This window comes from Helicobacter cinaedi CCUG 18818 = ATCC BAA-847, from assembly GCF_000155475.1.
GTDB lineage: Bacteria > Campylobacterota > Campylobacteria > Campylobacterales > Helicobacteraceae > Helicobacter_C > Helicobacter_C cinaedi.
This window is the reverse complement of record NZ_DS990394.1, coordinates 70,195-96,530: the sequence shown is the minus strand read 5'-3', so window position 1 is coordinate 96,530 and position 26,336 is coordinate 70,195. Positions and strand designations below refer to the sequence as shown.

Here is a 26,336-nt window from a genome sequence, read left to right as displayed (position 1 = left end):
GTCAGCCTCCCACATCAACCACAGAATCCGCCCTATGCCTTGCCTTACAATCAAGCATAAATGCTATAAAACCAATGATCGCTAAAAGTCCTAAAGGAAGTATTGGCGACATATAGCGAGATTCTGTTACAGGGGTAAAAAGCACAATAAATAATGCACTAAAAAATCCTGCAAAGCCCACACCAAAGCTAAACATAAGCAAACCATTGCGTAAATCTCTCTTAACTAGCCATAAAATAAGAGAGAGTATCATCACTCCAAAGCTTAACACCACACCCCAGAAATGATTTAAAAGCAAACGATGCTCATATAAAAAGTCATAAATCTTTTCTTGTGCGGGCGTAAATATGACACTTCGTTCAGATTCCGGAAAACCACTCAGTAGTGAAATATGCCACGGATGCCACGCCTTGCCCTGCAAAGCCTTGCTATCAAATATCCAGCCCGGATTTTGAATCCACATAGCTTGTAAAAATCTCCACTCGTGCTGTGCAAAATTTATAGGATACTTTAAAATAGCTTTCAACCATTGACTATAAAGCTTATCAATTTTACCGGGTGGGATAGGACGATATTCATCATATCCCCAGCCGACATTAAAAGGATCAGCATTGAGCGGATATTTTTCATACAACGCCTTAATATCCTCCCACCCCTTATGTGGATAATACCACTCATCTTTAAAACAACTGCTATCATCGGCAGGCACACAAGCCCCAGCAATTTGATGTAAAAATGGGTGATTAGCAGGATATGATCCGCCAACAGTCAATGCCCTAGGCACAATAATTACCACGCAAAGACAGAGTATCGCACAGGCTATGACACCATTTATATATTTTTTTACAAATTCTTTAGTATTTATACCGCGATTGCAAAGCCACATATACACAAACACAAAACTCACAGGAAATACGCTAAAAATCGCATTATGCCGCCATAAAATCGCACAGAAGAATACTATACCAATAAGCCACCACATTATCTTAGTTTTTCTTGCAGACAAAGGCACAAGCAGCATAAAAAGCACCATAGCATAACCGCAAAACAGCAGCATAGGTAGGGCAAAACTATGGTATTGTATAAAATTTTGAAAATAAATATTGCCTATAAAAATAGGAAATAACAACAAAATTGCAAAAACACTTCTAAAGCGAATATAAAAGCCCCATACCAAAAACAACAGCCCAGCATAAAAAGGCACGAGATTAAACAAAAATAAATAATACAAATGCTTCCCAAAGATAAAATACAAAAACTGCATCACATAAGCAATAAACACAGGATGGGCGTTATTTTTAGCCAAACCAATGGAATTATAAGTATCGCCACTAATGTGAAAGCCCGGGTATCCAAGCCAAAAATGAAACACAAAAAGCCCAAGAATTACAACAGCACTCAAGCTAAGAAAAGTCTTATCTTTGAAAGAAAAGCTAAAAAGCATAGAATCTTGTGTGATTTTGGGATATTTTCTATCAAATGTAGCAAAATACGCCCTGCAAGACACAGGCAGCACCCAAAGCCCAATGCCTATAACCAAAATAAGAATAAGCTGTTTAATAGAATACTTCAAAGTATTGCTTAAAATCTTGCTTTTATAACTTAACACGCCGAGATTTTGCCCAATATCAAGCGGTGAATCTAGTGTAATGACAACAAAATGACTATCTTTAGAATCTTGGACTACCCGCTCTATCCCACCAAGATTTAGACTCTTTGCCACATCACTCCACTCTACACCAAGAGGTGTGATTTCCACAAAATGCTTCTGTGCCCGAAAAATAGGATTTTCAAATTTCAATCGCACATTATAGGAAAATATCGTAGGGACAATAGCTTCACACGCCTTTTCACAAGCATTAAACTCCGCAAGGTTATTTCTATCAATATTGCCAATTTCCTTACATTTTTCCTTGCACGCTATCACTTGTGGGGAAGCTTCACTCTCCACAATCATATCCGCATAATCTATCCTATCCTTACTCATAAAACGCAAAGCTAGAAAGATAATCACCACAAGCATAAGCAGAATAAACCACACGCTAATGGCGATTTTACTCCCTTTGCTTAATCGCACAGATTTTAGAATTTCAATCATTGACACTCCTTTTTGATAAATTTAGAATCTACACCTTTATGGGCTGGTGCAGGGCTTTTTGTGTAAAAATAGAATTTAGGTTCTTTTCTATAAATGACAAGCTTTCTCGCATAAAAGCCATAAAATGCCACAAGCAAAGAAGCTAGAATCTTTGCCACAATCGCTTCAAATCCCAAAAACTCCACACATAGCCACAAAATAAGCGTATTTAGTCCTATGCCTATGGTGTTGATAAGATAGGTTAGCCCAACTTCTAAGCCTCTATGCAAATGCGTCCCACCAAATACAAACCGCCGATACAGCCACACACCAATCCCACTAGCTAGCACAAACATAATAAGCGAAGCAAGAATATAATGCACCCCAAAAATTTTATATAGGATATAGAATCCTAAAAGCTCTAAAAGAGTAATACCCCCACCGATACAAAAAAATACTATGAGTTGTTTTAAGCTTTTATGTGTTTTAGAATCTAGAGTCTTGTCATTTTGAGCCATAGGCGAAAAATCTTGTTTAGATTCTACATTGGATACTTCGCCCTCAAAGGCTTCAGTATGACAATATATTTCACTTCGCTTAACACAACAAGCCTTCCTTATAATCCGCACTAGATTCCATCTCATTAGAATCTTTTCTACAAGATACAATATCACTCGCCATATATGCCCTTATAGCTTTCCCTTTTGCTTTGCAAATAGGCTAAATAGCGAGATTCTTTAATGCTTTTTGTAATAAGATGGGCTAAAAGCCCTGCGATAAAAAGCACCACAGCAATCACCATAAGCCCAACGCACACAAAAAGTGTAGGAAATCTCGCCACCTTAGAAGTCTCCAAAAACTCCAAAAAGACAGGCACACCAAAGAATAGAGAGAGTAAAAAGCATATAGAGCTTAGCACACTAAAGACAAGCAAAGGACGCTCACTAAACAAGAGATTTAGAATCATAAGCGATATTTTAAAGCCATCTTTAAAGGTTGAAAGTTTAGAGAAGCTGCCTTCTGGACGGGATTTATAAGGGGCTTTTATCTCATCGGTGCGAAGCCTTTGCTCTAGGGCATAAATGGTAAGTTCAGTCTCTATCTCAAAGCCATTGCTATAGGCTGGGAAGCTCTTCACAAAAGGGCGAGAAAAGATTCTATAACCACTTAGCATATCGTTAATTTTTGTGCCAAAAAGCATTTGTGTGCTTTTTGAAAACAGCTTATTGCCAAAGCTATGCCCCTTGCGATATGTGCTAGAGTCTGCCTCTCTTGCAATATTTAGCATATCAAGTTTGTGAGTGCTAAAATACGCTAGTGCTTGTGGTAAGATAGAAGCATCGTGTTCAGTATCTGCATCAATCATTATGTAGAAATCTGCCTCAATCAAGGCAAATGCCTCACGCATAACCGCCCCCTTACCTTGCGTGCTAACACTATGGAGTGTGAGGGATTTTGCGGGGGTTTTAGAGTCTAGATTCTCTACCAATTCGGTGTGGGTGCAGGGTTTGGGGTGCATTTTTATAGAATCTAGATTCTGTGCTAAATTTGGGTGGGCTACGGGGTTTAGGGCGTAATTTTTAGGATCTAGATTCTTATCCAAATGTGTGGGTGCAGGGCGTAGGGGTGCAAAATTGTAAGATTCTGCAGTCTTGTTATTTTGAGTGTATAAGCACGAAAAATCTTTTTTAGATTCCATATTGGATATTTCGCTACGCTCAATATGACAATCTAAAGATTTTATCTCATCAATTTTTGCTTTAATAATATTTCTTGAATTATCACTTGAATTATTATCAAACACATAAATATGTGCGTTTGGCAGGACAGCAAAGACTTCATCAATAACTTGAGCGATAGTCTTTTCCTCATTGTAGCAGGGAAGTATCACAGCCACCCTTGCTTGTGTGTTGCTTTGGTAATTATCCGATTTGGATTTGGGAGTTTGATTAATGGAATTTAATTGATTCTGTTTAGGAGATACCCCCCCCCCCGAGACGAATCTAATAATTGTCTATTTCCAATATCTATATGCGAAGTATATGATTCTACATCAGTATTTTTCATCATTTTTGTTACAACCGCCTTTTACAAAAAAGTTTGCCAAATGTTAAAGAGTTGGGATTGTAGCTCAAAATTCATTACATTTTCATTAAGCCTTTGACTTCGTTTAAGGATTTTTTGCTATAATCCGCCATTTGTTTTCAAATATTTGTTTTAACTTAATTTTGACTTAATTTTTAAATCTTTGGAGTTTTAGATGACAACCACCCTTTTTGTCGTGCAAATTGTATTGGCTATATTTATCACCATTATGGTGCTTTTGCAAAAAAGCTCAAGCATAGGACTTGGGGCATATAGCGGAAGTAATGAATCTGTATTTGGCGCCAAAGGTCCTGCTGGATTTTTGGCGAAATTTACAATGTTTTTGGGACTGCTTTTTGTTCTTAACACGATTGCTCTTAGCTACTCATACAACAAGCAAACGGAAAAAAGCATCCTTGATTCATTGCCTAGCACACAAGCACCTACTACACCACAAACAGCGGATACAGCTACAAATCCAAATGCCTTTATCGTAGATGAAAATGCCGCTCCAACCGCACCACTTGTAGCACCTTTAGATTCAAGCCAAAACAATCAACCAAAGGAATAAGTTATGTTAAATGATATTTATAACAACGCCAAATCCCATATGGAAAAGACCATAGAATCTCTCCGCAGGGACTTTAGCACATTGCGTAGTGGGAAAGTGAGCATTAGCATTTTAGATAATATCCGCATAGATTACTATGGCACACCCACACCGCTTAATCAAGTAGGCTCCGTCATTGCTCAAGATGCTACAACTATCATTATCACACCTTGGGAAAAACCTTTACTCAAAGATATTGAAAAGGCTATTCAAGAGGCAAACATCGGTGTAAATCCAAACAGCGATAGCGAATGTGTGAAACTCTTTTTTCCCCCAATGACACAGGAGCAACGCAAGGAAATTGCCAAACAAGCCAAATCAATGGGAGAAAAGGCAAAGGTAGCTATCCGCAATATCCGCCAAGATTCTAACAATGGCATTAAAAAGCTTGAAAAAGATAAAGACATTACCGAAGATGAGGGCAAAAAGGGGCTTGATGAGATTCAAAAATACACTGATGAGTTTGTCAAAAAATGCGATGATATGGTAAGACACAAAGAAGAAGAGGTAATGAAAGTATAAAAATGAGTGAAGTTATAGGCATTAAACATAATCAACAAATTTATGATCTCTGCACCGCAGATGAGCTACATATCAATGGGGAAAATATACATTTTGATAACTCTCATGAATCTTTAGAGATTATCCGCCACTCTTGTGCACACCTTATGGCTCAAGCAATTAAATCACTCTATCCAGAGGCGAAGTTTTTTGTGGGACCTGTAGTAAATGAGGGCTTTTACTATGATTTTAAAGTAGATTCTAAAATCAGTGAAGAAGATCTGCCAAGCATTGAATCTAAAATGCTAGAGATTGCTAAAAAAGCCTACCCTATTGTCAAATCCACACTTTTACGCAAAGATGCGGAAGCAAAGTTTGCTAATGATGAGCTCAAACAAGCTGTGATGAGTAAAATCCCTGATGACAAGCTAAGTGTTTATACGCAAGGAGATTTTGAAGATTTGTGTCGTGGACCACATTTGCCAAATACAAAGCTTTTACAGCATTTTAAGCTCACTAAAATCGCCGGAGCTTACCTTGGTGGAGATGAAAAGGCTCAAATGCTTATCCGCATTTATGGCATTGCCTTTGCTGATAAACAATCACTCAAAGATTATCTTTTTGCCATTGAAGAAGCCAAAAAGCGAGACCATCGCAAACTTGGGCAGGAAATGGGACTTTTTACCTTTGATGAAGAAATTGGAGCGGGACTACCCATTTGGTTGCCCAAAGGTGCGAGACTACGACAGAATCTTGAGCGACTGCTCACTATTGCCTTAAATGAAAGAGGCTACGAGCCTGTTAGGGGACCTGAGATTCTCAAAAGTGATGTGTGGAAAAAAAGCGGACATTATGATAACTATAAAGAAAATATGTATTTTACAACCATTGATGAGCAGGAATATGGCATTAAACCTATGAATTGCGTAGGGCATATTAAAGTCTATCAAAGTTCGCCACGAAGTTATAGAGAGTTACCATTGCGTTTTTATGAATATGGAATCGTCCATAGACACGAGAAAAGCGGAGTTTTACACGGACTTTTGCGTGTGAGAGAATTTACCCAAGATGATGCACATATTTTCTGCCAAACAAACCAAATTAAAGATGAAGTCAATCACATCATAAGCTTTACCAAAAGCATTTTAGATGCCTTTAATTTTGCGTATGAAATGGAGCTATCCACACGACCGGATAAATCTATCGGTAATGATGGAGTATGGGAATCGGCTACAAATGCACTTAAAAATGCTTTGGAAGAAAATAAAATCGCCTATCAAATTGATGAGGGCGGTGGGGCATTTTATGGACCAAAGATTGATATTAAAATTACAGACGCACTCAAACGCAAATGGCAGTGTGGGACGATTCAAGTAGATATGAATCTCCCAGAACGCTTTGCTCTTAGCTACACAGATGAGAATAACGCCCAAGTGCAGCCTGTTATGATACATCGTGCGATTCTTGGCTCGTTTGAACGCTTTGTGGCGATTTTGACAGAGCATTTTGCCGGTGAGTTTCCATTATTTATAGCCCCTACACAAGTGATACTTATCCCTATAGGGGATGCACAGCTAGGCTATGCAAGGGAGTTGCGTAATGAGATTATTAAAATAGGTGGATATGCGGAGATTATGGACAAAAATGAAAGTCTTAATAAAAAAATTAGACTTGCAGAAAAACAAAAAGTCCCTCTGATTGTGGTGATTGGAGCAAAGGAAGTGGAAAGGAAGATTTTAGCAATCCGCGATAGGCGAGAGAAGGCTCAATATGGGCTTTCTCAAGCTGAATTTATTACGACACTAAAAACAAAAATAGGAGAGATTCGCTTTTGAGCAGAGAAGAAACATTACTCAATGAAGAGATAAACTTTAAAGAAGTGCGTTGTGTAGGCGATAATGGAGAGGTGTATGGGATTATCTCCTCCAAAGAAGCTTTGAATCTAGCCAATCAAGCCGGACTTGATCTTGTGCTGATTTCGCCCAATGCCAAGCCGCCGGTGTGTAAGATTATGGACTATGGCAAGTTTCGCTATCAAGCTGAAAAAAAGCAAAAAGAAGCACGCAAAAAGCAAAAGCAAATTGAAATTAAAGAGATAAAGCTTTCAACGCAAATTGCACAAAACGATATTAACTACAAAGTCAAACACGCTATTGAATTTTTAGAATCTGGTAAGCACGTGAAGTTTAAGGTGTTTCTCAAACAACGAGAGCTAAGTATCCCACAAGCGGGTATGGATACACTTCACAAAGTTGCAGCAATGCTTGAAGATATTGCTGTTGCCGACAAAGAGCCAAAGCTTGAGGGCAAATATTTGAATGTGCTTTATGTGCCAAAGAAAAAAGACAAACATTAATCTTATGAAAGGAGAGAGATAATGCCAAAGATGAAAACAAATCGCGGTGCAGCCAAACGCTTTAAGCTAAAGAAAAACGCCATTAAACGCGGAAGTGCGTTTAAAAGCCATATCTTAACAAAAAAATCGCATAAGCGTAAGGCAAATTTGAATGCACCAAAATATGTTCACAGCACAAATGTTGATTCTATAAAAAGTCTGCTTTGTATGGCTTAAGAATCTAAACTCCCCACTATGCCAAGCATTATGGGAAAGAGAAGCAAAAAAGCTTACACCTAAAAAGGTAAAGGAGAAAAAATGAGAGTAAAAACAGGCGTTGTCCGAAGAAGAAGACATAAAAAGATTCTAAAACTTGCGCGAGGCTTTTACAGCGGACGCCGCAAACATTTTAGAAAGGCAAAAGAGCAGCTAGAACGCAGTATGTGCTATGCTTTCCGCGATAGGAAGCAAAAAAAGCGTGATTTTAGAAAGCTATGGATTACGCGTATTAATGCGGCTTGTAAGATGAATGGGATAAGCTATTCTCGCTTTATCCACGCTTTGAAACTTGCCAATATTGACCTTGATAGGAAGATTCTTGCTGATATGGCGATGAATGACATACAGACATTTAACACTATTGTCGCGAGTGTCAAGGATAGGATTAAATAAGGATTTTAGATTCTACATTTAGAGCTTATGCCACATTGTAGAATCTACTTAACTTCAATCAATTTTCAACAATCTCTTTAAACAAAGTGTTTTTCCACAAAAAAATGATAGCCTTAATGGACTTTTGAGTATTACTATCTTACAATACTCCCCTAGAAATCAACCCATAAGCTTTGTAAATTACCACGCAACAAGGATTTATTAAAGCTTTCAAACCACTTCAACAAGGATTTTTATGCAAGATGTGCCTGAATTTGCCCAAATGCAAAGTGCCATTTTTCCCTTTATGGGTTCTTTGCTTTTTATTATTCTCCATATTTATATCTACAAAGCATTGTTAAAATCCCTTAGCACCAAGCCTTTTATTCGTCTAGTGTGGAAAATTTTTACCATCATTAATGCCTTGCATTGTGTAGCATATCTCTTCTTGCGTGATAATGCCAATGTGCCGCAGGTGTATTACTTTTTACTTTCACTTTGTCTTGGTATTACTTTTTTCTTTGTTATGGCGGCTTTGATGTATCAAATCTGCTCACTTTTTATTATGACACTCCGCACAAAATCTGCGCGCAGTAGGTGGCGACATAGAGCAAAGGTAGGAATATTTTGCCTTAGCCTTGTAATGCTTGTGTTTGCCACTTACAATGGCACAAAGAAGCCAGATATTATCCAGCTTAGCCTTGAGATTGAAGGGCTTAGCACACCTCTTAGGGCAGTGGTGCTAAGTGATATTCACATCGGTGGGCTTATGGAGCAGAGCAAAACAAGGCAAATTGTAGAGATGACAAATGCCCTTAATGCCGATGTAATTTTTCTTGTGGGCGATATTGTAGATGCAAGATTAAAAGATGTTGAAAGCAGTGTAGATGAACTTAAGAATCTTCAGGCAACACAGGGTGTGTTTTATGTATTAGGTAATCATGAGTATTTTCACGATGTTGAAAATATCCTTGAAAAACTAGAAACTCTAGGATTCCATATTCTTATTAATCAAAATTATGTGCTTGATAATACCATTAATATTGCTGGAATAGCGGATTTTATGGGGTGGCGTGTAGGCTATCTTGAGCCTAACATCAAGCAGACTTTTGAAAGCGTAGATTCTGCCTTGCCTATTATCTTACTTTCTCATCAACCAAAAGTGATACATTATCTCACTCCACCTTATGATAAAGTCAGCCTTGTTGTGAGCGGACACACACACGGGGGGCAGATTTTCCCATTTTCCCTAGCAATGCTCTTGCAACAGCCCTATATCTCCGGACTCCACACACTTGAAAATTTAAGTAAAACACAAGTGTATGTTTCCCAAGGTGCAGGATTCTGGGGACCACCTATGCGGATAGGCAGTGAGCGAGAGATCACTCTCCTTGAACTCCTACCTCCAAAATAATCAAGCAAGAGAATATATGCCACATCACTATGTGGCTTTAGACTCTATCTCTCTTTTTTGTCATCTTTTTGTGGGTTGAGTAGCTCACTCGTGTCAATCTCAAAGTCAAAAAATTCAGATTCAAAGCCTGTGTGTGAGATTTGATCATAATGTTGGATAGCAGCTTTTATATTTTTACCCTCTTGGTAGAGTAGCCCAAGGGCATATTTAGCCTCAAAGTTTGTAGCAGATTCTATCTTGGCAAGTTGCAAAAGAGCTACGGCATTCTCGTGGCGATTAGCTCCCATAGCCGCAATAGCCGCCAAAAATCGCGTTTGTGAATCCCCTTCCCCTAAATCATCAAGCAGAGAGTTATATATCGCAAAAGCCTCTTCAAAATCATTGCTGTATATATTTGAAAGTGCCAAAGCCTGCAAGATTCCATTGCTTGTGTGCGTCTCAACAACAAGCTTTGCCTCTAACTCTTCTTGGACTGATCGCAACGAGCCTGTTACAAAACCCACATACACATATAATTCCCTTGCCAAAGAGGGTCCATAGTAGATTGAACGCATATCAAGATTCTTTTCTTTATAAATAATATTCATCTGTAAGGCAAAATCCTTCAAATTACTCCCAAATCTCTTGCCAAGCTCAAACATCGTATGCGTAACCGCATCTTTTGGATAAAAGCCCTTTAAAGATTCAAAAGCATTTGCTATTTGCACTCCATTAGCCGCATAGATTCCATACACCGCACTTAACGCATAATAAATGGGCTTCCGCTCATAAGATGGTCGCTGTTTTAGCGTATCAAACCAAGAAAGAGAATCTGTGGGCGAATCGCTTGTGTAGCGGAATAAAGAAAGTAAAAAATCGTGCTCTAGCTTATTAGTAAAATTCATCTCTGCCAAATCAGTAGAGATAGTATTACTCAAGCGAGAAGTGTCGCGATAAGTCAGCTCTGCACACATAAGGGCGAAGATTCCAGCCATTGTGTTGTTATTATCCAAATGATAAGCACGGATAAAATGCAAATATCCATTATCAAAGTCATTCATTTGCGCATACAAAAGCCCGACATTATAATGCAAAACAGAGTGATTTGGGTAAGTCGCAAGAGACTGCTCCATAGATTTAACCGCTTCGCGTATATCTTGATTTGCTATCAAGTAACGCAGATTCTGTGCGATTGAGCGATTGACTTGTGAAACTTTTTGCCCCTCTTGCAGCGTGTTTTTCGCACTCTCAATGTTATTTATATGAGCATTTAAATTTCCATCATCAATAATCACCAAAGCATTTTTTGCATCAAAAACCAAAAAAGGTGCGTAATAGAAAAGAATCTTATAGCCCAGTATTTTATTATGCTCAAATCGGCGATTCCAGAAATTTTCCTGTGCGAGATTCACATCAAACAAATCATCACGCAATTTTGCCTTGATAGGATATTCATCAAAGACCTTTTGTGTCTCTTCTGCAGCATTTAATCGCTCAAGAATCAAAGCACTTTCTTTAAAATTCCCACTTTTTGTCTCAATCAGTTGCAATGCCATTAAAGCCTGTGGATCGCCCACATTGCTCCCAAGATATTCATACAAATATTGTTTTGCTTGTGTGTATTCCCCAAGCCTTGCGTGCAGTAAGCCAATGGAGAGATTATCCTCTTTATCTGCTACTTGCTTGAGTTGAGCTAACGCATTATACTCATCGTTAAAAATCAAAAACACTTCCGCAGCAAATTTTTTACTCTCTTTGGTATAATCTGGCGAAGAGGGATTAAGAAAGGGAGAGAGCGATTCAAAATAAAAACCTTTATAATATTGCAACAACCCATATAGATAAGAATACAACGGCTGATTTGCCGTATAATACAGATAGCTTGAGCTAATGCCTAAATAATACTCATACAGATTCATATCACCCAGCATATACGCACTATATGCGGCATTAAATGCACTCACACTTATATCTTCCCCAGAATAAATGGCACTATCAAAGGAGCTGATAGCTTTTTTATACTCACTCTCATTTATCTTAATCACGCCCAAATTATACGCAGCAAGGGATTGAGAATATGCAGCAATATTATTAAACAAATCCAAAGCCTCCATTTTATCGCCCTGTGTGTAAAGAATATTTGCCTTGCGTATCATATTACCAAGCTCTGTATCATCTATTTCAGGACGCTTTGAGCTACTTAAAATAGGAGCTGGCTGGATAATCTTTCGTGAAATGGGGGCAGATTCTGTTTTTTGCTCTTCCTTGCCACCACTAAAGATTAAAATCACAATCAGCACTAAAAAAACAAGCACAAGCACCGCAATGGCAATCGTGCTAATCATTAGAATCTTATTTTCCTTTAAAGCTGCTAGAAAAGCGTTAATTCTTGCTTTCAAGGGAGCTAGAATCTTTTGCAGCTTACTCTCTTTAGATTCGGTAGCTTCACTTGGCTTTTGCTCATCGCTTTCTTTTGCACCCTCTTGTGGTGGTGTTGCAGAATCTTCAATCTCTAGATTTTCATCAAGATTTATTACTTCTTCTGCCATACTCTCCCCTTAGCCTTTTTGCGATATTTTCTTTATAGATATTTTTCTAGCACTTTTGGGATTTCTATGCTCCCATCAGCCCTTTGGTAATTTTCCATAATGGCAATGAGTGTCCTGCCTACTGCTAATGATGAGCCATTGAGCGTATGCACTAACGCGTTTTTACCATTTTCTTTATAGCGGATTTTTGCCCTTCGTGCTTGAAAGTCCCGCGTATTTGAAATAGAGCTTATCTCGCGGTAGCAGTTCTGCCCGGGTAGCCACACTTCAATATCAATAGTATTACTCGCACTAAAGCCCAAATCCCCCCCACAAAGCCGCATAAAGCGGTGCGGGAGTCCTAGCTCACTTAGAATCCCGCTTGCTGTTTTTAGCATTTTTTCCTGCATAGCTTCACTTTGGCTTGGATGAGTAATCGCCACAAGCTCCACTTTGTCAAATTGATGTTGGCGTATCATACCGCGTGTATCTCGCCCCGCACTACCAGCCTCTTTGCGAAAACAAGGTGTGTGAGAAGTCAGCATTATAGGCAAGTTCTCACTTGGGATAATGCTGTCTTGATAGAGATTTGTAAGCGTGATTTCCGAAGTAGAGATAAGGTATAAATCGTGTTCGCTCCCCTCTTCATCAAAATGAGAATCCACCTTAAACATATCATTTTCAAACTTCGGCAACTGCCCGGTGCCAAAAAGCGTCCTAGCATTAGCAATCACAGGCGTTACCACGGATTCAAAGCCCTGCCTTTCATTATAATCAAGCATAAAGTTAATTAACGCGCGATTGAGTTTTGCCCCCATTCCACGCAGGACAGAAAAGCGACTTTTAGCAAGCTTCACCCCAGATTCAAAGTCAATCCAGCCATTATCCACACCTAGCTCCCAATGCTCCTTTGGGGTAAAGTCAAAGATTCTAGGCTCTAGTACCTTTTTTAGCTCAATATTATCACTCTCATCTTCGCCCTTTGGCGTAGCAGAATCGGGCAAGTTTGGAATAGTATAGGCAAGGTTTTCAAGCTCTGCTTCAATAGTCTTAAGCCTAGATTCTACATTATTCATTTTTTTCTTATTTTCATCAAGTTGTGACTTTAAATCATCAATCAAATCTTGACACCCATCACTTCTAAACCATAGCCCAAGCTTTTGAGAGCCTTTATTTTGAAAGGCTTGGAGAGATTCAAGCTCCTGCTTTGTGCTTTTATACGCAATGGCAAGATCTTTTAGTGCTTTGAGTGTATCTTCACTCACTTTTTTTATACAAAGTAGCTCACTCACCCTATCAAAATCATTTATCAAAGCCTTTGTGTCAATCATATCCCTATCCTTAGTTTTCTTAAATTTGCAAACAATTTCAGCCGTATTTTAGCCTAAAAAAGCATTTTTTATTCCCTAAAAAGCCCAAAGTCAAAGAGTGATTTAAGTCTTAAGAAACGAGTTGGAAAGTTTGTAGTTAATGTGGTAGAATTGTGATTAGAGGTTGCCCAAGAAAGTGGAGCCTCTCTTGGCGTAGCCTACTTCATAAAAAGGAGGTTACGATGAGTAAGATTTGCACAAGAATCTTAGTCGGCATTATACTGCTATGTATAATAATAGTCAAGTGCTACTAAGATAATCCATAGCCTACCTTATAAAGCCTTTGGTCGTTAAGGGGGTAGGCTAGTCTTACTCTACTCTCTTACTTAACGCTTAGCTACTTAACTTTTAGCTTTGTTTCATCAAATTGGCTTCAATATGAAAAACAAAAATGTTTTTTATCTAGGAATGAAATAAAATTACTAAACTTAGTATAAAATACGCTTTTTTTAATTCTAAGATAAGGCAAAAAGGCAGGGTATGTTTGGCATTGGTATTTTTGAGTTGCTTGTAATTTTGATTGTGGCGATTATCGCCCTTGGTCCTAACAAACTCCCCCAAACTATCATTGATATTGTCAAGTTTTTCCGTGCGGTAAGAAAAACTATGGCGGAAGCAAAAGAGAGCTTTGACAAAGAGATAGAGCTTAGTGAAATCAAACAGGAAGCACTCAAATACAAAAATACCATTTCAAATGAAGTGGATAAACTCACCCAAGATATGAAGCTTGATGAGTTGAGAGAGCTTAACATCAATGATTTAAGCGATAGCCTTAAACCCCTGCAAGAGAGCCTGACAGACACAAAAAAGGAGCTTGACAAAGAAGCCAATGCCTTGCACAGCACACTTAAAAGCCTTAATACAGAGCTTAGCTATGAAAGCCTAGATTCTAAAAATGCAGAGTCTAATATGCCACACGCCACAGCTCAAAACCTAGAATCTGCAGAATCTGCTCAAACTTCTATTGCTACGCAAGATTCTACCCTTACATACAAAAATGCTACAAGCTCAAAGTCGCAAGATTCCACCCCCCAACACATAGGATAAACAATGCTAGAAGATTTAAAACCCCATATCCAAGACTTACGCGAACGCCTTATTATCAGTATTCTTGTGCTTTTGGGGGCTTTTGGCGTGTGTTTGGGCTTTTGGGAGCAAATATTTCACTACATTAAGCTACCCCTTGTAGATGTGCTAGGCAGTGAGATTAGGGGGAAATTCATCGCTTCGGGTATGATAGAGGGCGTGTTTATCGCGATGAAATCCGCTCTTTTTGCTGCACTCATTATCGCTATGCCTGTGATTTTTTGGCAGATTTGGATTTTTGTCGCTCCGGGCTTATATAAACACGAGAAAAAAATCGTCATTCCTTTTGTGTTTTTTGGCACATTTATGTTCGCCCTTGGCGTTGCATTTTCTTACTTTGGCGTTTTGCCTTTTATTATTAAAAATGTTTTGCTTTTTGGTAATGATCAGTTTGAAGCCTACATTACAGCAGAGAATTATTTTGCCTTTTTTATCCGCTTGATTATCGGCTTTGGCATAGCCTTTGAACTGCCTGTGCTATGCTTTTTCCTTGGCAAAGTGGGGCTTATCACTGATGAGAGTTTAAAAGGATTTTTTAAATACGCTGTGGTGATTATCTTTATCATCGCTGCTATTATCGCCCCGCCTGATGTGATTTCACAAGTGCTTTTGGCTATTCCGCTTGTTATGCTCTATGGGATTTCTATTGTGATTTTAAAATTTGTGAATCCCGCTTCAAAACTTGCTGATTTTGAGATAGATGATAGCGATGAAACCTCGCCTACCACACCTACAACGCAAGATTCTAATAAAGAATAGCAATGCCCCACCACAACGCCCATTCTAAAGATTCTGAAGATTTTTTGCTTTCAAGCTATGATTATGCTCTGCCACAAAGTGCCATAGCACAAAGCCCAAGCATTCCTAGAGAGAGTGCAAAACTGCTTGTGTATGAAAGAAAAAGCGACAAAATTACGCATAGTGATTTTTATCATTTTAGCGATTTTATCCCCAAAGACACATTGCTTGTTTTCAATAATACCAAAGTCATAAATGCTAGAATCTACGCTCATAAGCTCAACTCACAAGCCAAACCTAACCCAAAGCGTATGGAGATATTTTTCCACAAAGCGCTAGATTCTTTTAGATTTTTAGTCCAAATTAAAGGCAGGGTTAAAAGCGGTGATAGGCTGATTTTAGAATCTCACAAGGCTTTCACACGCCCCATTATCGCCCAAGTGCTTGAATGCTGTGAGGATGGTATGCGGATTGTGGAGTTTATGGAATCTACAAAAACTCATAGTTCGCAAGAAAATAGAATCTTAAATGACAAAGAAGTGTTTGAGCTTTTTAATAATCACGGCTATATCCCGTTACCGCCCTATATCAAACGCGATGAAGCTAATCAAAATCTACAAGAAGATAGCGTGTTTTATCAAAGTGTGTTTGCAAAGGAGCTAGGCTCTGTGGCAGCTCCTACGGCGTCTTTGCATTTTAGCAAACAAAGTTTAGAATCCTTGCAAAAATCTTTTCAAACCTGCTTTGTTACCCTGCATATCGGGGCTGGGACATTTATAAATGTGGAGAGTGAAGATATCCGCAATCACGCTATACATAAAGAATATTTTTCAATCTCAAGCTCAAGTGCTAAGGCTATCACTCACGCTAAAAAGGTGCTATGTGTCGGCACGACAAGTGCACGTTGCGTGGAATATATGATGAGATATAAAGTTTTATGCGGAGAGTGCGATATTTTCTTATATCCGGGCGTTGAGTTTAAGCGGGTAGATTATCTGCTGACAAATTTTCATCTCCCAAAAAGCACATTGATTATGCTAGTAAGTGCGATGGTGGGGAGAGAAAAATGCCTTGAACTCTATAATATTGCCTTGGAAAAAGGCTATAAATTTTACTCTTATGGAGATGGGATATTGATACTATGATAGATTTACAAGATAAATTACAACAACACCGCATTATGCTAGGAGATGAGTGTTTTAAGCAGTTTCAAACCTTTGGCAAAGAGCTTTTAGAGTGGAATAAGATTCACAATCTTACAGGGGCTAGCTGTATGGAATCTGTGCTTGAAAATATCTTTGATTCTTTGTATCCGCTGAAGTTTATTGATGAGTTTGAATCTTGTATGGATATAGGCTCTGGTGGGGGATTCCCTGCCCTGCCCCTTGCTATTGCTAAACCGCAATCGCAATTTTTTCTTATAGAGCCGCGTGCTAAAAGGGCTTCATTTTTACAAAATATCAGCGTACAACTTGGGCTAAAAAATGTAAAGGTGCATTCAATGCGGATTGAAGAAGTGCCAATCAGTGAAGTCAATAATATCGCCCTTATTACTTCTCGTGCGTTAATGGACGCTAGGAATCTTATCGCTCTTTCAAGGAAATTTTTGCAAAGCGATGGGTATTTTCTCTTTTACAAAGGCACAAATTTTAGACAGGAAATGCCAAGCATGAGTGTGGAAGAGTGCTTCGTGCGGGAAAATAGAATCTACTATTACAAACATAGTCGCGATTTATAAATCTTAGTCTTAAAGGAAATATATGAAGTTTTTTGTTATTTTACTCGCACTTTTAGCGTTAGCTTATCTTATCTTACGCCCATTGCTTAAGACAAACAAAACCCCCAATGGCATTGAAGAAATGCAGGAATGTGCGTGTTGCGGCGTGTATGTCTCTGTCAATGAATCTTTTCTCTCAAATGGAAAGTGTTTTTGCTCTAAAGAATGTCTGCAAAAGGGGGCGAGATGATTATTATCGGGCATTATGCCATTGACTTTGCTCCATTTGTGGAAGTGAAAAGCATTGAAGATATTGCCAAGGTTGGAACTGAATCTGTCGTGTGGTTTGACACATCTGCTTTGAAACAAGAGAATGCTTTTGAGATTGCCAAGCATTGCTATAACTTTCAGGTTAGATATGCTGTGAAAATATATTCTTTAGAAGAGCTTGTGCTGTTTGCTAGTCTTATGCCGCAATTTTTACTGCTTGATCAGCTTGATAAGGCAAAGGCTTTTCAAAAGATTGTTGAACATTATTTGCTTGATTGCAAACTGCTTTGCGTCATTAAATCCCAAAAGCAAATCGCAAAAATCGCACAACTTGGCATTGATGGCGTGATTTTTAAGCAAGTTTTAGAAAGAGTTTAGGTAAGATTTCGCCCTTGTTATTTTTAAAGAGGGGTGTCCGAGTGGTTGAAGGAGCACGCCTGGAACGCGTGTAAAGTGCAAACTTTCGAGGGTTCGAATCCCTTCCCCTCTGCCATTTATTCTTAAGAGTCAATTTGAACAAGACTCAATAGTCCTATCTCAAAAAAACCTTAAACTTTTTACCCACAAGATGAACCTATTTTACCCTACACCCATAATAATGACCCATACTTTTTAAACTGCTTTATTTGATAATCTAAATAAATGTTACAAAACTCTATACAGCTCAATCATTACTGACAGGAGACGGCAATACAAATCAAATGAAAGACATAACAAACACTCAAGGTTACAACACCACTAAAACACCTACAAAGATAGAGACTAATGATATGGAAAGAGTGTGGTAACAAGCCCCCTATAAACTTTCAGGGTTCTTTCTGCATATAAAAATCCTAAAGAATAAACAAAAGCCACAAAAATTAATTGAATCAAAAGTCCTTAAGAGCAAAATGCCCACTTGCTTTATGGTTTAAAATCTATGATCTTCTGCTAAGGAGTGGCTCCGGATGCAGGATTCGAACCTGCGACCAAGTGGTTAACAGCCACCTACTCTACCGCTGAGCTAATCCGGAATAAACAAAGAGCGAGATTATATATAAAATTATTCCTATTGTCAAGGGTTTTACCCCTTTTAGCCTAAGCACAAATGCCTATATTTGCCTGATATTGCCACTTTTTGCTATACTCCGCGAAGCAAGATTTCCTAAAGATTCCACACAAAGGGGCAAAAGATGAAAAAAACACAAATACGAGAACGGCTTACTATGCAACAGCTTGATATTAGCCATATTGAGCAGTTTAATGAGCTTTTGCGTTATGCCTTTCAAGTAACTGATAGTGATTTGCTAGAGTTTGGTTGGAATAATGAAGAGATTAAACGCTCCAAATACCCTATTTTACAAAATGCAATCGTGCTAGGCTGGTTTGATAGACAAAAGCTTATCTCACAAATCGCACTCTATCCTATGCAGATGAATATTTATAATAGAATCTATGCTATGGGTGGGATTACAGGGGTGGCGACTTACCCGGAGTATTCTGGCATTGGGCTTATGGCGGATTTAATGCGTGAGATTCTAAAAATGATGCGAGAAAAGGGGCAGAGCATTTCTTGTCTCTATCCGTATTCTATTCCTTATTATCGTTCGCGTGGGTGGGAGATAGTGAGTGATAAGATGAGTTTTGTCATTAAGGATAATCAATTTCCAAAGCCCCCTCAAGTTGGCGGTATGATGCAAAGGGTTACAGAAGATCACCCCGATTTAAAAGCCCTGCATAATGAGTTTGCAGCAAAGACGCACGGCTGCTTGGTGCGTGATATTCTAGCGTGGAATGAGTATTGGCGTTGGGATGTGGAGGATACGATTGTAGCGATTTATTATGATGAATGCGATAAGCCAACGGGCTATATTGTCTATCTTTTGGAAAATGATATTTTTAAGATTAAAGAGATGATTTATTTGAATGAAGAGGCACGATATGGGCTGTGGGGCTACATAAACGCCCATCAGTCAATGTTTGATAGTATTGAAGGGGCAAATTTTAGTAATCATAATCTTGCTTTTTTGCTTGAAGATGGGCATATCAAAGAAAGCATTCAGCCTTATATTATGGCGCGTATCGTTGATGTGGAGCAGTTTTTGACACAATATCCTTTTGAGTTTGTTAAGTCAAATATGTGCTTAAGATTCAGTGTGAGCGATCCACTTTTGGAATGGAATAATAGGGATTTTATTTTACATTTTAAAGATGGAGAGTTGGCTTTGCAAGTTGTGGCGAGTGAAAAAAAGCAGAAACTGGGGGAATATTACATCAAGCTTGATATACAAACGCTTGCAACAATGCTTTTAGGCTATAAGCGTCCGCTATATTTACGCAGTATTAATCGCCTGAAAGCAAACGATGAGAGTATTGATAAGTTAGAAGAGATTCTGCCAGAGGGCAAGGCGTATTTTAGTGATTATTTTTGATTTAGTTTGTGGTGTGAGATATAAAAACAGAACAGAGTGCTAGAATCTAAGAGAGTTGAAAATCTAAGCAAATGCTAGAATCTCACTTAGATTCTAGTCTATCCTACTCATCAGGAAAAATGGCTGGGTCGTTGCTATCTTTTGCTAGGGCTTTGATTGGCTTTTTGGCGTAGTCTATGATTCTATGGATTATCATATCAAGGCTTAAAATCTCACTCACCGCACCCATTTCAATGGCTTTTTTAGGCATACCAAACACCACGCAATCCTCTTCATTTTCAGCCAAAGTGTGCGCTCCATTATCGTGCATTTCTTTTAGTCCTATGCAACCATCATCGCCCATTCCTGTAAGAATCACCCCAAGAGCGGAGCGTCCAGCGGCATTATTGGCACTGCGGAATAAAATATCAACACTTGGTTTATGCCTTGAAATGCGTCTCTCTTCATTTAAAGAGTTGGCATAATATGAACCCATAGCAAAATCAATTGTCATATGTTTATCACCCCCTGCTACATAGACATGATTGTCTTTAAGAGGAGTTTTGTCTGTAACCTCACAGATCGTTAGTTCAGAGAGTGTGTTTAAGCGTTTAATAAAAGATGAGCCAAAAGTCGGTGGGATATGTTGCACAACGGCAATGGGTGGGAGCTGTGCAGGTAGGCGTGAAAAGATATAAGAGAGTGCATCAACACCCCCTGTGGAAGCACCGATAACAACAAGCTTGCTTCGCGTGATTTTGCAAGGGTTACTTTTGAGAATGGTATCTGGGTGGTGTTTTGTCGTTTCCATTAACATAATTACGCCTTTATCTTAACAAAAGTTTTGTTACCGAGCTTTTCAAATTTTTCAGTTAAGTGGTAGAGACTTTCACTATGCCCTAAGTAAAAAGTGCCATCAATTCTTAGTGTGTCAATGAGACAGGATAGAATCTCCTGTTGATCTTCTTGCTTAAAATAAATCAGCACATTACGGCAAAAGAGCATATCAAACTCTTCACGCATAAATGGATAGCGTTTATCAAAGAGATTCATTTGCTTAAAAGTGATCATTGATTTAAGCTTGTCTTTGGCTTTGAGTAGTCGCACATTTGGGTTTTTACCATCATCAAGTGGGGTAAAATATTCCTCCATTTCAAACCAATTTGGGAATTTCTCTATCTTAAAATCAATCGTATAAATACCCTCTTTTGCTTCTTGTAGGACACCAGTATCAATATCTGTGGCAATAATACTCACCGGTGTGCTTGCACCATAGAGCTTTTTAGCATACAGCACACTCATTGCGATAGAATAAGGCTCTTGCCCCGTGGAACTCGCACAGCAGTAAATTTTAATAGGCTTATTGCGTTTGAAAAGTAAGGGCAAAGCACGATCAATCATATCTTGGAAGTGAAAGTCTTCACGAAAAAAATCTGTTTTGTTTGTTGTAAAGCTATTGATAAATTGTTGTTGAATCTTAGGGTTACTTTCAATACTTGCAAGTAGCGTGTCTATGTTATCAATATGTGTATCACGCATAAGGCGGTAGATTCTATTTTTTATCATTGTAAGCTTTGAATCGCTCAAAAAAATACCGCAATACTTATACAAACGCTCTTGTATAAGCGAAAGCTGTTTGTTGTCTAGCATTACCACTTATGGTTTCCCCCTTTATTTGATAAGTATTGTTTTTGTACCACTTGAGCTATACACAAGCACTCTTTTATTTTTGCCTTTGAATCTTGTAAAGGCATTGTTTAAATCCGCAGGAGTTTTAATAGCGATATTTTCAACCTGTGCGATAATATCGCCCACTTCAAATCCCGCTTGAGCGGCTTTTGAGTTTGCATTGACACGCGTTACTACAACGCCATTAATATTGTTTGGAATCCCATAGCGTTGGCGTATATTTGAGCTAAGCTCTTCAACGCTTAAGCCTTCAATGGTCGCACTTGAACCTTGAGCATTTGAAGAAGGATTTGCTTTTGTATCTTTATTAGAATCGGGCAATTCTGCTAGAGTGATTTGTGCGACACGCTCCTGCTTATCGCGGATAAATTTTACAATTACCTTTTCATTTGGCGAAAGCATACCAACGAGATTTTTTAGCTCCGCTGCGTTTGAAACTCTTTTGCCATTAATATGCGTGATAAGATCCCACACCATAAGTCCTGCTTTTGCGGCTGGAGATTGTGGCTCAAGGCTAATGACAACTGCACCGCTATTATCGCCATAACTTTCTTTCAAATCTTCATTAATATCCTGAATCCCAACGCCCAAAAATCCGCGTTTAATACTGCCTTTTTCAATAAGCTCTTTAGCGATTTTTTTGACCATATCTGAGGGAATGGCAAAGCCTACGCCGTGATTCCCACCCGTGCGAGATAAAATGGCAGTATTAATGCCTATCAACGCCCCGCGTGAATCTACCAACGCCCCACCGGAATTGCCCGGATTGATTGACGCGTCAGTTTGGATAAAGTTTTCATAATCATTAATGCCAATACCACTTTTATTAAGTGCTGAAACAATGCCTTGTGTGATTGTCTCTCCCACACCAAAAGGATTCCCAATGGCAAAGACAACATCGCCAATAAGCACATTTGAGCTTTGAGCAAAGCTGATGGGAGGGAGATTATTTTTCTCTATTTTAATGACTGCTAAATCGCTTCTAGAATCTGTGCCGATGACTTTTGCGACATATTCTTTTGAGCTATCAGAGAGCGAGACAAGCACCTTAGAGGCATCTTCAATCACGTGATTATTTGTGATAATGTAGCCATCACTTGAGATGATAACGCCACTGCCAAGGCTTCGCTCCACGCGTTCTTTTGGCACTTGCCCATAAATATCGCCAAAAAACTGCTGAAAGAATGGGTCATTAAACATAGGGTGATTAGCAAATTGATTGCTTACATTTTTTTGTGTAGAGATATTAACGACAGATTTTTTTGCCTGTTCAATGGAGGAATTAAAAGAATATACGGCATTATTGCCTTCTTGTGGATTAATGCGTTTTTGAATCTTTGGTGCTTCTTTAAAATCTATGGCAAACGCACTGCTTAAAGTCAAAATAAAAAAAATGATACTGCTGAAAACATATTGTGTGTATTTCATAGAATACTCCTTAAAAATAGTGTTTGTTTTAAGTAGGAGATTCTATTAGCTTAAATTAAATGCTAGGCAAAGCGAGTTTAGCTCCCTAAAATTTCTCTCACACCCTTCACATTGGGTGCGGATAAAAAGCCATCTCTCTCTAATTGCTCAACGAGATTTGCTGCCTTGTTGTAGCCTATGTTTAAACGCCTTTGCAGGTAACTTGCTGAAGTTTTTTTATCTTGGAGAATGATTTTTTTTGCCTCGCTGATAAGGTCACTATTTTCTCCACTCTCACTTAGATTCTCGCTCACAAGATTGTCTCTCTCATCAAGCATAAAGTTTTTATCATACACCACTGCTTGTTGGGATTTGATAAACTCTGCCACTCTTTCAATCTCTTCTTCAGTGTTCCACGGAGCGTGAAGCCGTGTAACGCCCCCAACACCCGGCGGTGTGAAAAGCATATCGCCTTTGCCAAGCAAAGATTCTGCCCCAAAGGTATCAAGGATCACTTTAGAATCTATTTTGCTTCCTACCTTGTAGCTAATGCGTGAGGGGAGATTTGTCTTAATCAGTCCTGTAACGACATCTACACTTGGTCGCTGTGTAGCCACGATAATGTGAATCCCAGAGGCACGACCCATTTGAGCAATTCTCGCTAGGGCAAATTCCACTTCCTTACCCCCTGTCATCATTAAATCTGCTAGTTCATCAATAATAATCACAAGATATGGGAATTTCTCCATTCCTTCAGCCCCCGCTTTGCGATTATAGCTATCAATGTCTTTTGTGCGTAGCTCACTCATTAAATCATACCGCCTATCCATTTCCGCTACCGCACTATTTAGCCCTACAATCGCCTTTTTAGGTTGTGTGATAATGGGCGTAATGAGATGGGGAATATCTGCATAAATACTAAATTCCACCTTTTTGGGATCAATCATCAAAAGCTTTAAATTATCCGGTGAGTTTTTGTAAAGGAGTGAGAGAATCATCGCATTTAGCCCCACACTTTTACCGCTACCTGTTGTCCCAGCGATAAGTAAATGCGGAAGTCGCTTTAAATCCGTGATGAAAGGATTGCCCACGATGTCTTTACCAAGGGCTAAGGTGAGTGGTGAAGTGGAAGTTTTAAACAAATCAGATTCTAGCACTTCACGCAGATAAATCGTCTGTGTAGTGTTATTTGGAATCTCAATCCCTACAACATCTTTACCCGGGATTGGCGCTTGAATGCGGATAGATCTTGCACGCAAAGCCATTGCTAAGTCATCTTCTAATGTAAGAATCTTACTTACTTTAATGCCCGGGGCTGGGCGGAACTCAAAGGTTGTAACAATGGGACCTGAATAAGTGCGCGCAATATCGCCTTCAACGCGGAATGTCCTAAGTTTAGCTAATAAATCTTCAATCTTGCGATCTATCTCGCTTTCATCAATTTCAGTTTTTTCTGTTAGTGGCTGATTAAGCAAACTTGTTGTAGGGAGCTTAAAATGCAAAGGCTTAGCCACATCGCCATAATCTAAATTATTCAGCAGGGCTTTATTCTCATCAAGCTCGGTTACGCGTGTGTAAATGGGCTTTGAATCTTGAATGCTATGAAAATTTTGGCTGTATGGCTGTGCTTGTGGCGTATGCGTTGGCTGTATGGCTGTGCTTGGCAGTGGAGATTCTGGGATAATCTCTTGCACGATAGAATCTGCCCAATTTGCATTTTGTGGGGCTTGTTCTCTAGTGTGATTAGGCGTAATCTCTTTAATCTCAAGATCTAGCATTTGTGGTGTAAGTGGGGCTTGTGTATTTTGTGATGTGGCGTGTGAAGTGGTGTTTATAGGTGTTTGGGGAAGTGTAGATTCTTGCTGTGGGAAGTTTGGTGTTTGTAGCATTTGGCTTTGCTGGGCTTGTGGCGTGTGTGTATGGATAGAATCTTGTGTAATTTCATCTTGCGTAATTTTTTTGGGTGTTGGTGTATGCTGTAGTGCGTGGGTTTGTGCTAGGCTTTGTTGTGTGGATTCTTGTATAAAAGCTTCTTGTGTTTGTGCTAGGTGCTGTGAATATGTCTCCTGCAAAGGTAAATGCGTGTTTTGTGTAGAGATAGAATCTATTTTTATTTCTTGATGTGGATTTTGTGTGTCTAAAGGCTTTTTTGTTTCCTTTGGCTTTAAAAAGACATTAGGGTTAATTGGACGCGATGGAGGTGTAGGAATCTCTTTTGATAGGCTTGTGTGAGATTGTGAATCTAGCAAAGATTCTGGACTGGTTTGTGATGGTGCTGTGGGTTGTGATGTTGTTTGCTGGATAGAATCTGCTGGAGATTGCGAGTGCTTGGCTGATTGGGGAGTGCTTGGCTGATTTACAAGCTGGATAGAATCTTGTCTTGGCTTAATGGCTGGATCACTTAAGGCTGTGTGTTGGACATTTTTTGCAAATGCGTTGCGGTATTTTTCAGCTTGGATTCTTAAAAACTCTTCAAGCTTTAAATCATCTTGCGATCTTGGCACGACTTCTAAATGGGGCTGTTTGGGTGTATTTGGCTCTTGTGGTGTCAAATGTGGTGTTGAAATGGAAATGGGAGAATCTTGATTTTCATCTTGACTTTCTTGGACTTGGGCTTGTAGATTCTGTGCTGGATATGAATCTTTGTGTAAAATTGGTTGCGAATTTTGTGGTAGATTCTGCTCTGTGGTGGGTCTCTGTGGCATTTCATCAAAGGCTTTGTCTATAAAAACATCTTTAAAATCATAATGTGCCTGTGTGGTTGTCTCCTGCTTGGCATTTTGCAAATCAAGAATATCTTGTGTTTTTTTGGCAAAAAGATTTTGAATCTTTGGCTTTATCGCTTCAATCAAGCGTTTGACAAATGCCTTGATACGAGCATAAAGGATAGATAAAATAAGTTTTATAAAATCATAAGCTACAAGAAGTTTGTGCTTAAGCTGTTTTAAAAGCAGATCAATATTGCGTTTTGTGGAGATAAGCCAAGAAAAAATAAAAAGAAAAATATCAAGCACCCATAATCCAAAATAGCCGATGTAATCTTTAAGAAAAAACACAAGAGAGTTGCCAAATGAGCCTTTTTCAAGGCTTAGAGATTGAAAAATCAAAAGTGCGATAAAAAAGAGAGAAAAAGAGATAATAAGCTCTAATCGCCTAAAAGTAAGATGATGATTTTTATACAAACAAAAAAGCGGATAGAGCAAAAAAGGTAAAAAGATATATGCCACATATCCAAAAATGCCTATGTTTAGGGTGGCAAAACGCATTCCAAAATCGCCAACAAGCCCAAAATCGCCAATAAGCGTGGCGGTGGAGAGAAAAATAAGCACAATATTTAATGCGATATATAAGTATAGTTTTTTGATGAGTTATCCTTTAGTATTCAATAATGCTGGTTAATTAGCCTACAAGAATGCTTTGAATGAGCCTTGGAATCTTTGAGACTCCTTAAAGAAATATAAGAAAAATTTAAAATTCATTTAAGTTCTT

The 26,336-nt window shown here is 38.8% G+C and carries 23 protein-coding genes and 2 tRNA genes; 15 read left to right on the top strand and 10 right to left on the bottom strand.

Translation table 11 applies throughout. The features are described 5' to 3' along the window. Position 1: 1 nt before the first annotated feature. The 3 genes from HCCG_RS10375 to HCCG_RS10365 are packed head-to-tail and all read right to left on the bottom strand — an operon-like array spanning position 2 to position 3,968. Positions 2–2,098 (bottom strand): hypothetical protein, encoded by a 2,097-nt coding sequence (locus HCCG_RS10375; protein ID WP_015453581.1) that lies wholly within the window; start codon positions 2,096–2,098, stop codon positions 2–4. After that, positions 2,095–2,721, bottom strand: a complete 627-nt coding sequence (locus HCCG_RS10370) for a GtrA family protein (RefSeq protein WP_230197950.1) — start codon at positions 2,719–2,721, stop codon at positions 2,095–2,097. Before HCCG_RS10370 ends, HCCG_RS10375 begins: the two co-directional genes overlap by 4 nt. A 26-nt stretch (positions 2,722–2,747) precedes the next feature. Further along, positions 2,748–3,968 (bottom strand): glycosyltransferase, encoded by a 1,221-nt coding sequence (locus HCCG_RS10365; protein WP_015453583.1) that lies wholly within the window; start codon positions 3,966–3,968, stop codon positions 2,748–2,750. 369 nt (positions 3,969–4,337) lie between these two features. Here HCCG_RS10365 and secG point away from each other — a divergent pair, with 369 nt between their 5' ends. The 7 genes from secG to HCCG_RS10330 all read left to right on the top strand — a co-directional run bounded on the left by secG (position 4,338) and on the right by HCCG_RS10330 (position 9,673). Further along, positions 4,338–4,733, top strand: a complete 396-nt coding sequence (gene secG, locus HCCG_RS10360) for a preprotein translocase subunit SecG (RefSeq protein ID WP_002957502.1) — start codon at positions 4,338–4,340, stop codon at positions 4,731–4,733. Between the two features lie 3 nt (positions 4,734–4,736). Further along, on the top strand, positions 4,737–5,294 hold the full coding sequence (gene frr, locus HCCG_RS10355; protein WP_002957501.1) for a ribosome recycling factor: 558 nt from the start codon (positions 4,737–4,739) through the stop codon (positions 5,292–5,294). A gap of 2 nt (positions 5,295–5,296) precedes the next feature. Continuing rightward, on the top strand, positions 5,297–7,108 hold the full coding sequence (gene thrS, locus HCCG_RS10350; protein ID WP_002957500.1) for a threonine--tRNA ligase: 1,812 nt from the start codon (positions 5,297–5,299) through the stop codon (positions 7,106–7,108). Then, positions 7,105–7,629, top strand: a complete 525-nt coding sequence (infC, locus tag HCCG_RS10345) for a translation initiation factor IF-3 (RefSeq protein ID WP_002957499.1) — start codon at positions 7,105–7,107, stop codon at positions 7,627–7,629. The genes thrS and infC overlap by 4 nt, the downstream gene beginning before the upstream one ends. Positions 7,630–7,650: 21 nt before the next feature. Further along, positions 7,651–7,845, top strand: coding sequence for a 50S ribosomal protein L35 (rpmI, locus tag HCCG_RS10340; RefSeq protein WP_002957498.1), 195 nt, complete (start codon positions 7,651–7,653; stop codon positions 7,843–7,845). Positions 7,846–7,926: 81 nt separating this feature from the next. Further along, positions 7,927–8,280, top strand: coding sequence for a 50S ribosomal protein L20 (gene rplT, locus HCCG_RS10335; RefSeq protein WP_002957497.1), 354 nt, complete (start codon positions 7,927–7,929; stop codon positions 8,278–8,280). 235 nt (positions 8,281–8,515) lie between these two features. Continuing rightward, a complete protein-coding gene (locus HCCG_RS10330; protein WP_034548526.1) occupies positions 8,516–9,673 on the top strand; it encodes a metallophosphoesterase in 1,158 nt (385 codons plus the stop codon). A 44-nt stretch (positions 9,674–9,717) separates the two neighbouring features. Here the strand turns inward: HCCG_RS10330 and HCCG_RS10325 are convergent, their stop codons facing one another. Continuing rightward, positions 9,718–12,201 (bottom strand): tetratricopeptide repeat protein, encoded by a 2,484-nt coding sequence (locus HCCG_RS10325; protein WP_034548524.1) that lies wholly within the window; start codon positions 12,199–12,201, stop codon positions 9,718–9,720. A gap of 32 nt (positions 12,202–12,233) precedes the next feature. Further along, positions 12,234–13,511, bottom strand: a complete 1,278-nt coding sequence (gene serS, locus HCCG_RS10320; RefSeq protein ID WP_002957493.1) for a serine--tRNA ligase — start codon at positions 13,509–13,511, stop codon at positions 12,234–12,236. Between the two features lie 519 nt (positions 13,512–14,030). Between serS and tatB the strand changes: the two genes are divergently transcribed. The 7 genes from tatB (at position 14,031) to HCCG_RS10285 (ending at position 17,854) form a co-directional block, all read left to right on the top strand. Beyond that, a complete protein-coding gene (tatB, locus tag HCCG_RS10315) occupies positions 14,031–14,597 on the top strand; it encodes a Sec-independent protein translocase protein TatB (RefSeq protein WP_002957492.1) in 567 nt (188 codons plus the stop codon). Positions 14,598–14,600: 3 nt separating this feature from the next. Beyond that, on the top strand, positions 14,601–15,395 hold the full coding sequence (tatC, locus tag HCCG_RS10310; protein ID WP_002957491.1) for a twin-arginine translocase subunit TatC: 795 nt from the start codon (positions 14,601–14,603) through the stop codon (positions 15,393–15,395). 2 nt (positions 15,396–15,397) lie between these two features. After that, a complete protein-coding gene (gene queA, locus HCCG_RS10305; protein WP_002957489.1) occupies positions 15,398–16,519 on the top strand; it encodes a tRNA preQ1(34) S-adenosylmethionine ribosyltransferase-isomerase QueA in 1,122 nt (373 codons plus the stop codon). Further along, complete coding sequence (gene rsmG / locus HCCG_RS10300; protein WP_014666540.1) at positions 16,516–17,112, top strand: 16S rRNA (guanine(527)-N(7))-methyltransferase RsmG; 597 nt, start codon at positions 16,516–16,518, stop codon at positions 17,110–17,112. The genes queA and rsmG overlap by 4 nt, the downstream gene beginning before the upstream one ends. Before the next feature lie 22 nt (positions 17,113–17,134). Beyond that, positions 17,135–17,341 (top strand): PP0621 family protein, encoded by a 207-nt coding sequence (locus HCCG_RS10295; RefSeq protein ID WP_002957486.1) that lies wholly within the window; start codon positions 17,135–17,137, stop codon positions 17,339–17,341. Further along, entirely contained in the window at positions 17,338–17,739 is a 402-nt protein-coding gene (locus tag HCCG_RS10290; protein WP_002957483.1) for a hypothetical protein, read from the top strand. Before HCCG_RS10295 ends, HCCG_RS10290 begins: the two co-directional genes overlap by 4 nt. A gap of 27 nt (positions 17,740–17,766) precedes the next feature. Next, positions 17,767–17,854, top strand: a tRNA-Ser gene (locus HCCG_RS10285). Between the two features lie 445 nt (positions 17,855–18,299). On the opposite strand, the gene HCCG_RS10280 is transcribed toward HCCG_RS10285, so the two are convergent. Next, positions 18,300–18,374 (bottom strand) — tRNA-Asn (locus HCCG_RS10280). Between the two features lie 159 nt (positions 18,375–18,533). Between HCCG_RS10280 and HCCG_RS10275 the strand changes: the two genes are divergently transcribed. Next, positions 18,534–19,772, top strand: a complete 1,239-nt coding sequence (locus tag HCCG_RS10275; protein WP_002957481.1) for a GNAT family N-acetyltransferase — start codon at positions 18,534–18,536, stop codon at positions 19,770–19,772. A 103-nt stretch (positions 19,773–19,875) separates the two neighbouring features. Here HCCG_RS10275 and HCCG_RS10270 read toward each other — a convergent pair whose 3' ends face one another. The 4 genes from HCCG_RS10270 to HCCG_RS10255 form a co-directional block, all read right to left on the bottom strand. Continuing rightward, positions 19,876–20,568, bottom strand: a complete 693-nt coding sequence (locus tag HCCG_RS10270) for a CheB methylesterase domain-containing protein (RefSeq protein WP_002957480.1) — start codon at positions 20,566–20,568, stop codon at positions 19,876–19,878. A 2-nt stretch (positions 20,569–20,570) separates the two neighbouring features. Then, on the bottom strand, positions 20,571–21,401 hold the full coding sequence (locus HCCG_RS10265; RefSeq protein WP_230197953.1) for a CheR family methyltransferase: 831 nt from the start codon (positions 21,399–21,401) through the stop codon (positions 20,571–20,573). 21 nt (positions 21,402–21,422) lie between these two features. Beyond that, positions 21,423–22,868, bottom strand: a complete 1,446-nt coding sequence (locus HCCG_RS10260) for a Do family serine endopeptidase (protein ID WP_002957478.1) — start codon at positions 22,866–22,868, stop codon at positions 21,423–21,425. A 77-nt stretch (positions 22,869–22,945) separates the two neighbouring features. After that, the gene (locus HCCG_RS10255; protein WP_034548520.1) at positions 22,946–26,176 is read right to left on the bottom strand and encodes a DNA translocase FtsK; all 3,231 of its coding nucleotides are present in this window, start codon (positions 26,174–26,176) and stop codon (positions 22,946–22,948) included. Positions 26,177–26,336: the final 160 nt, after the last annotated feature.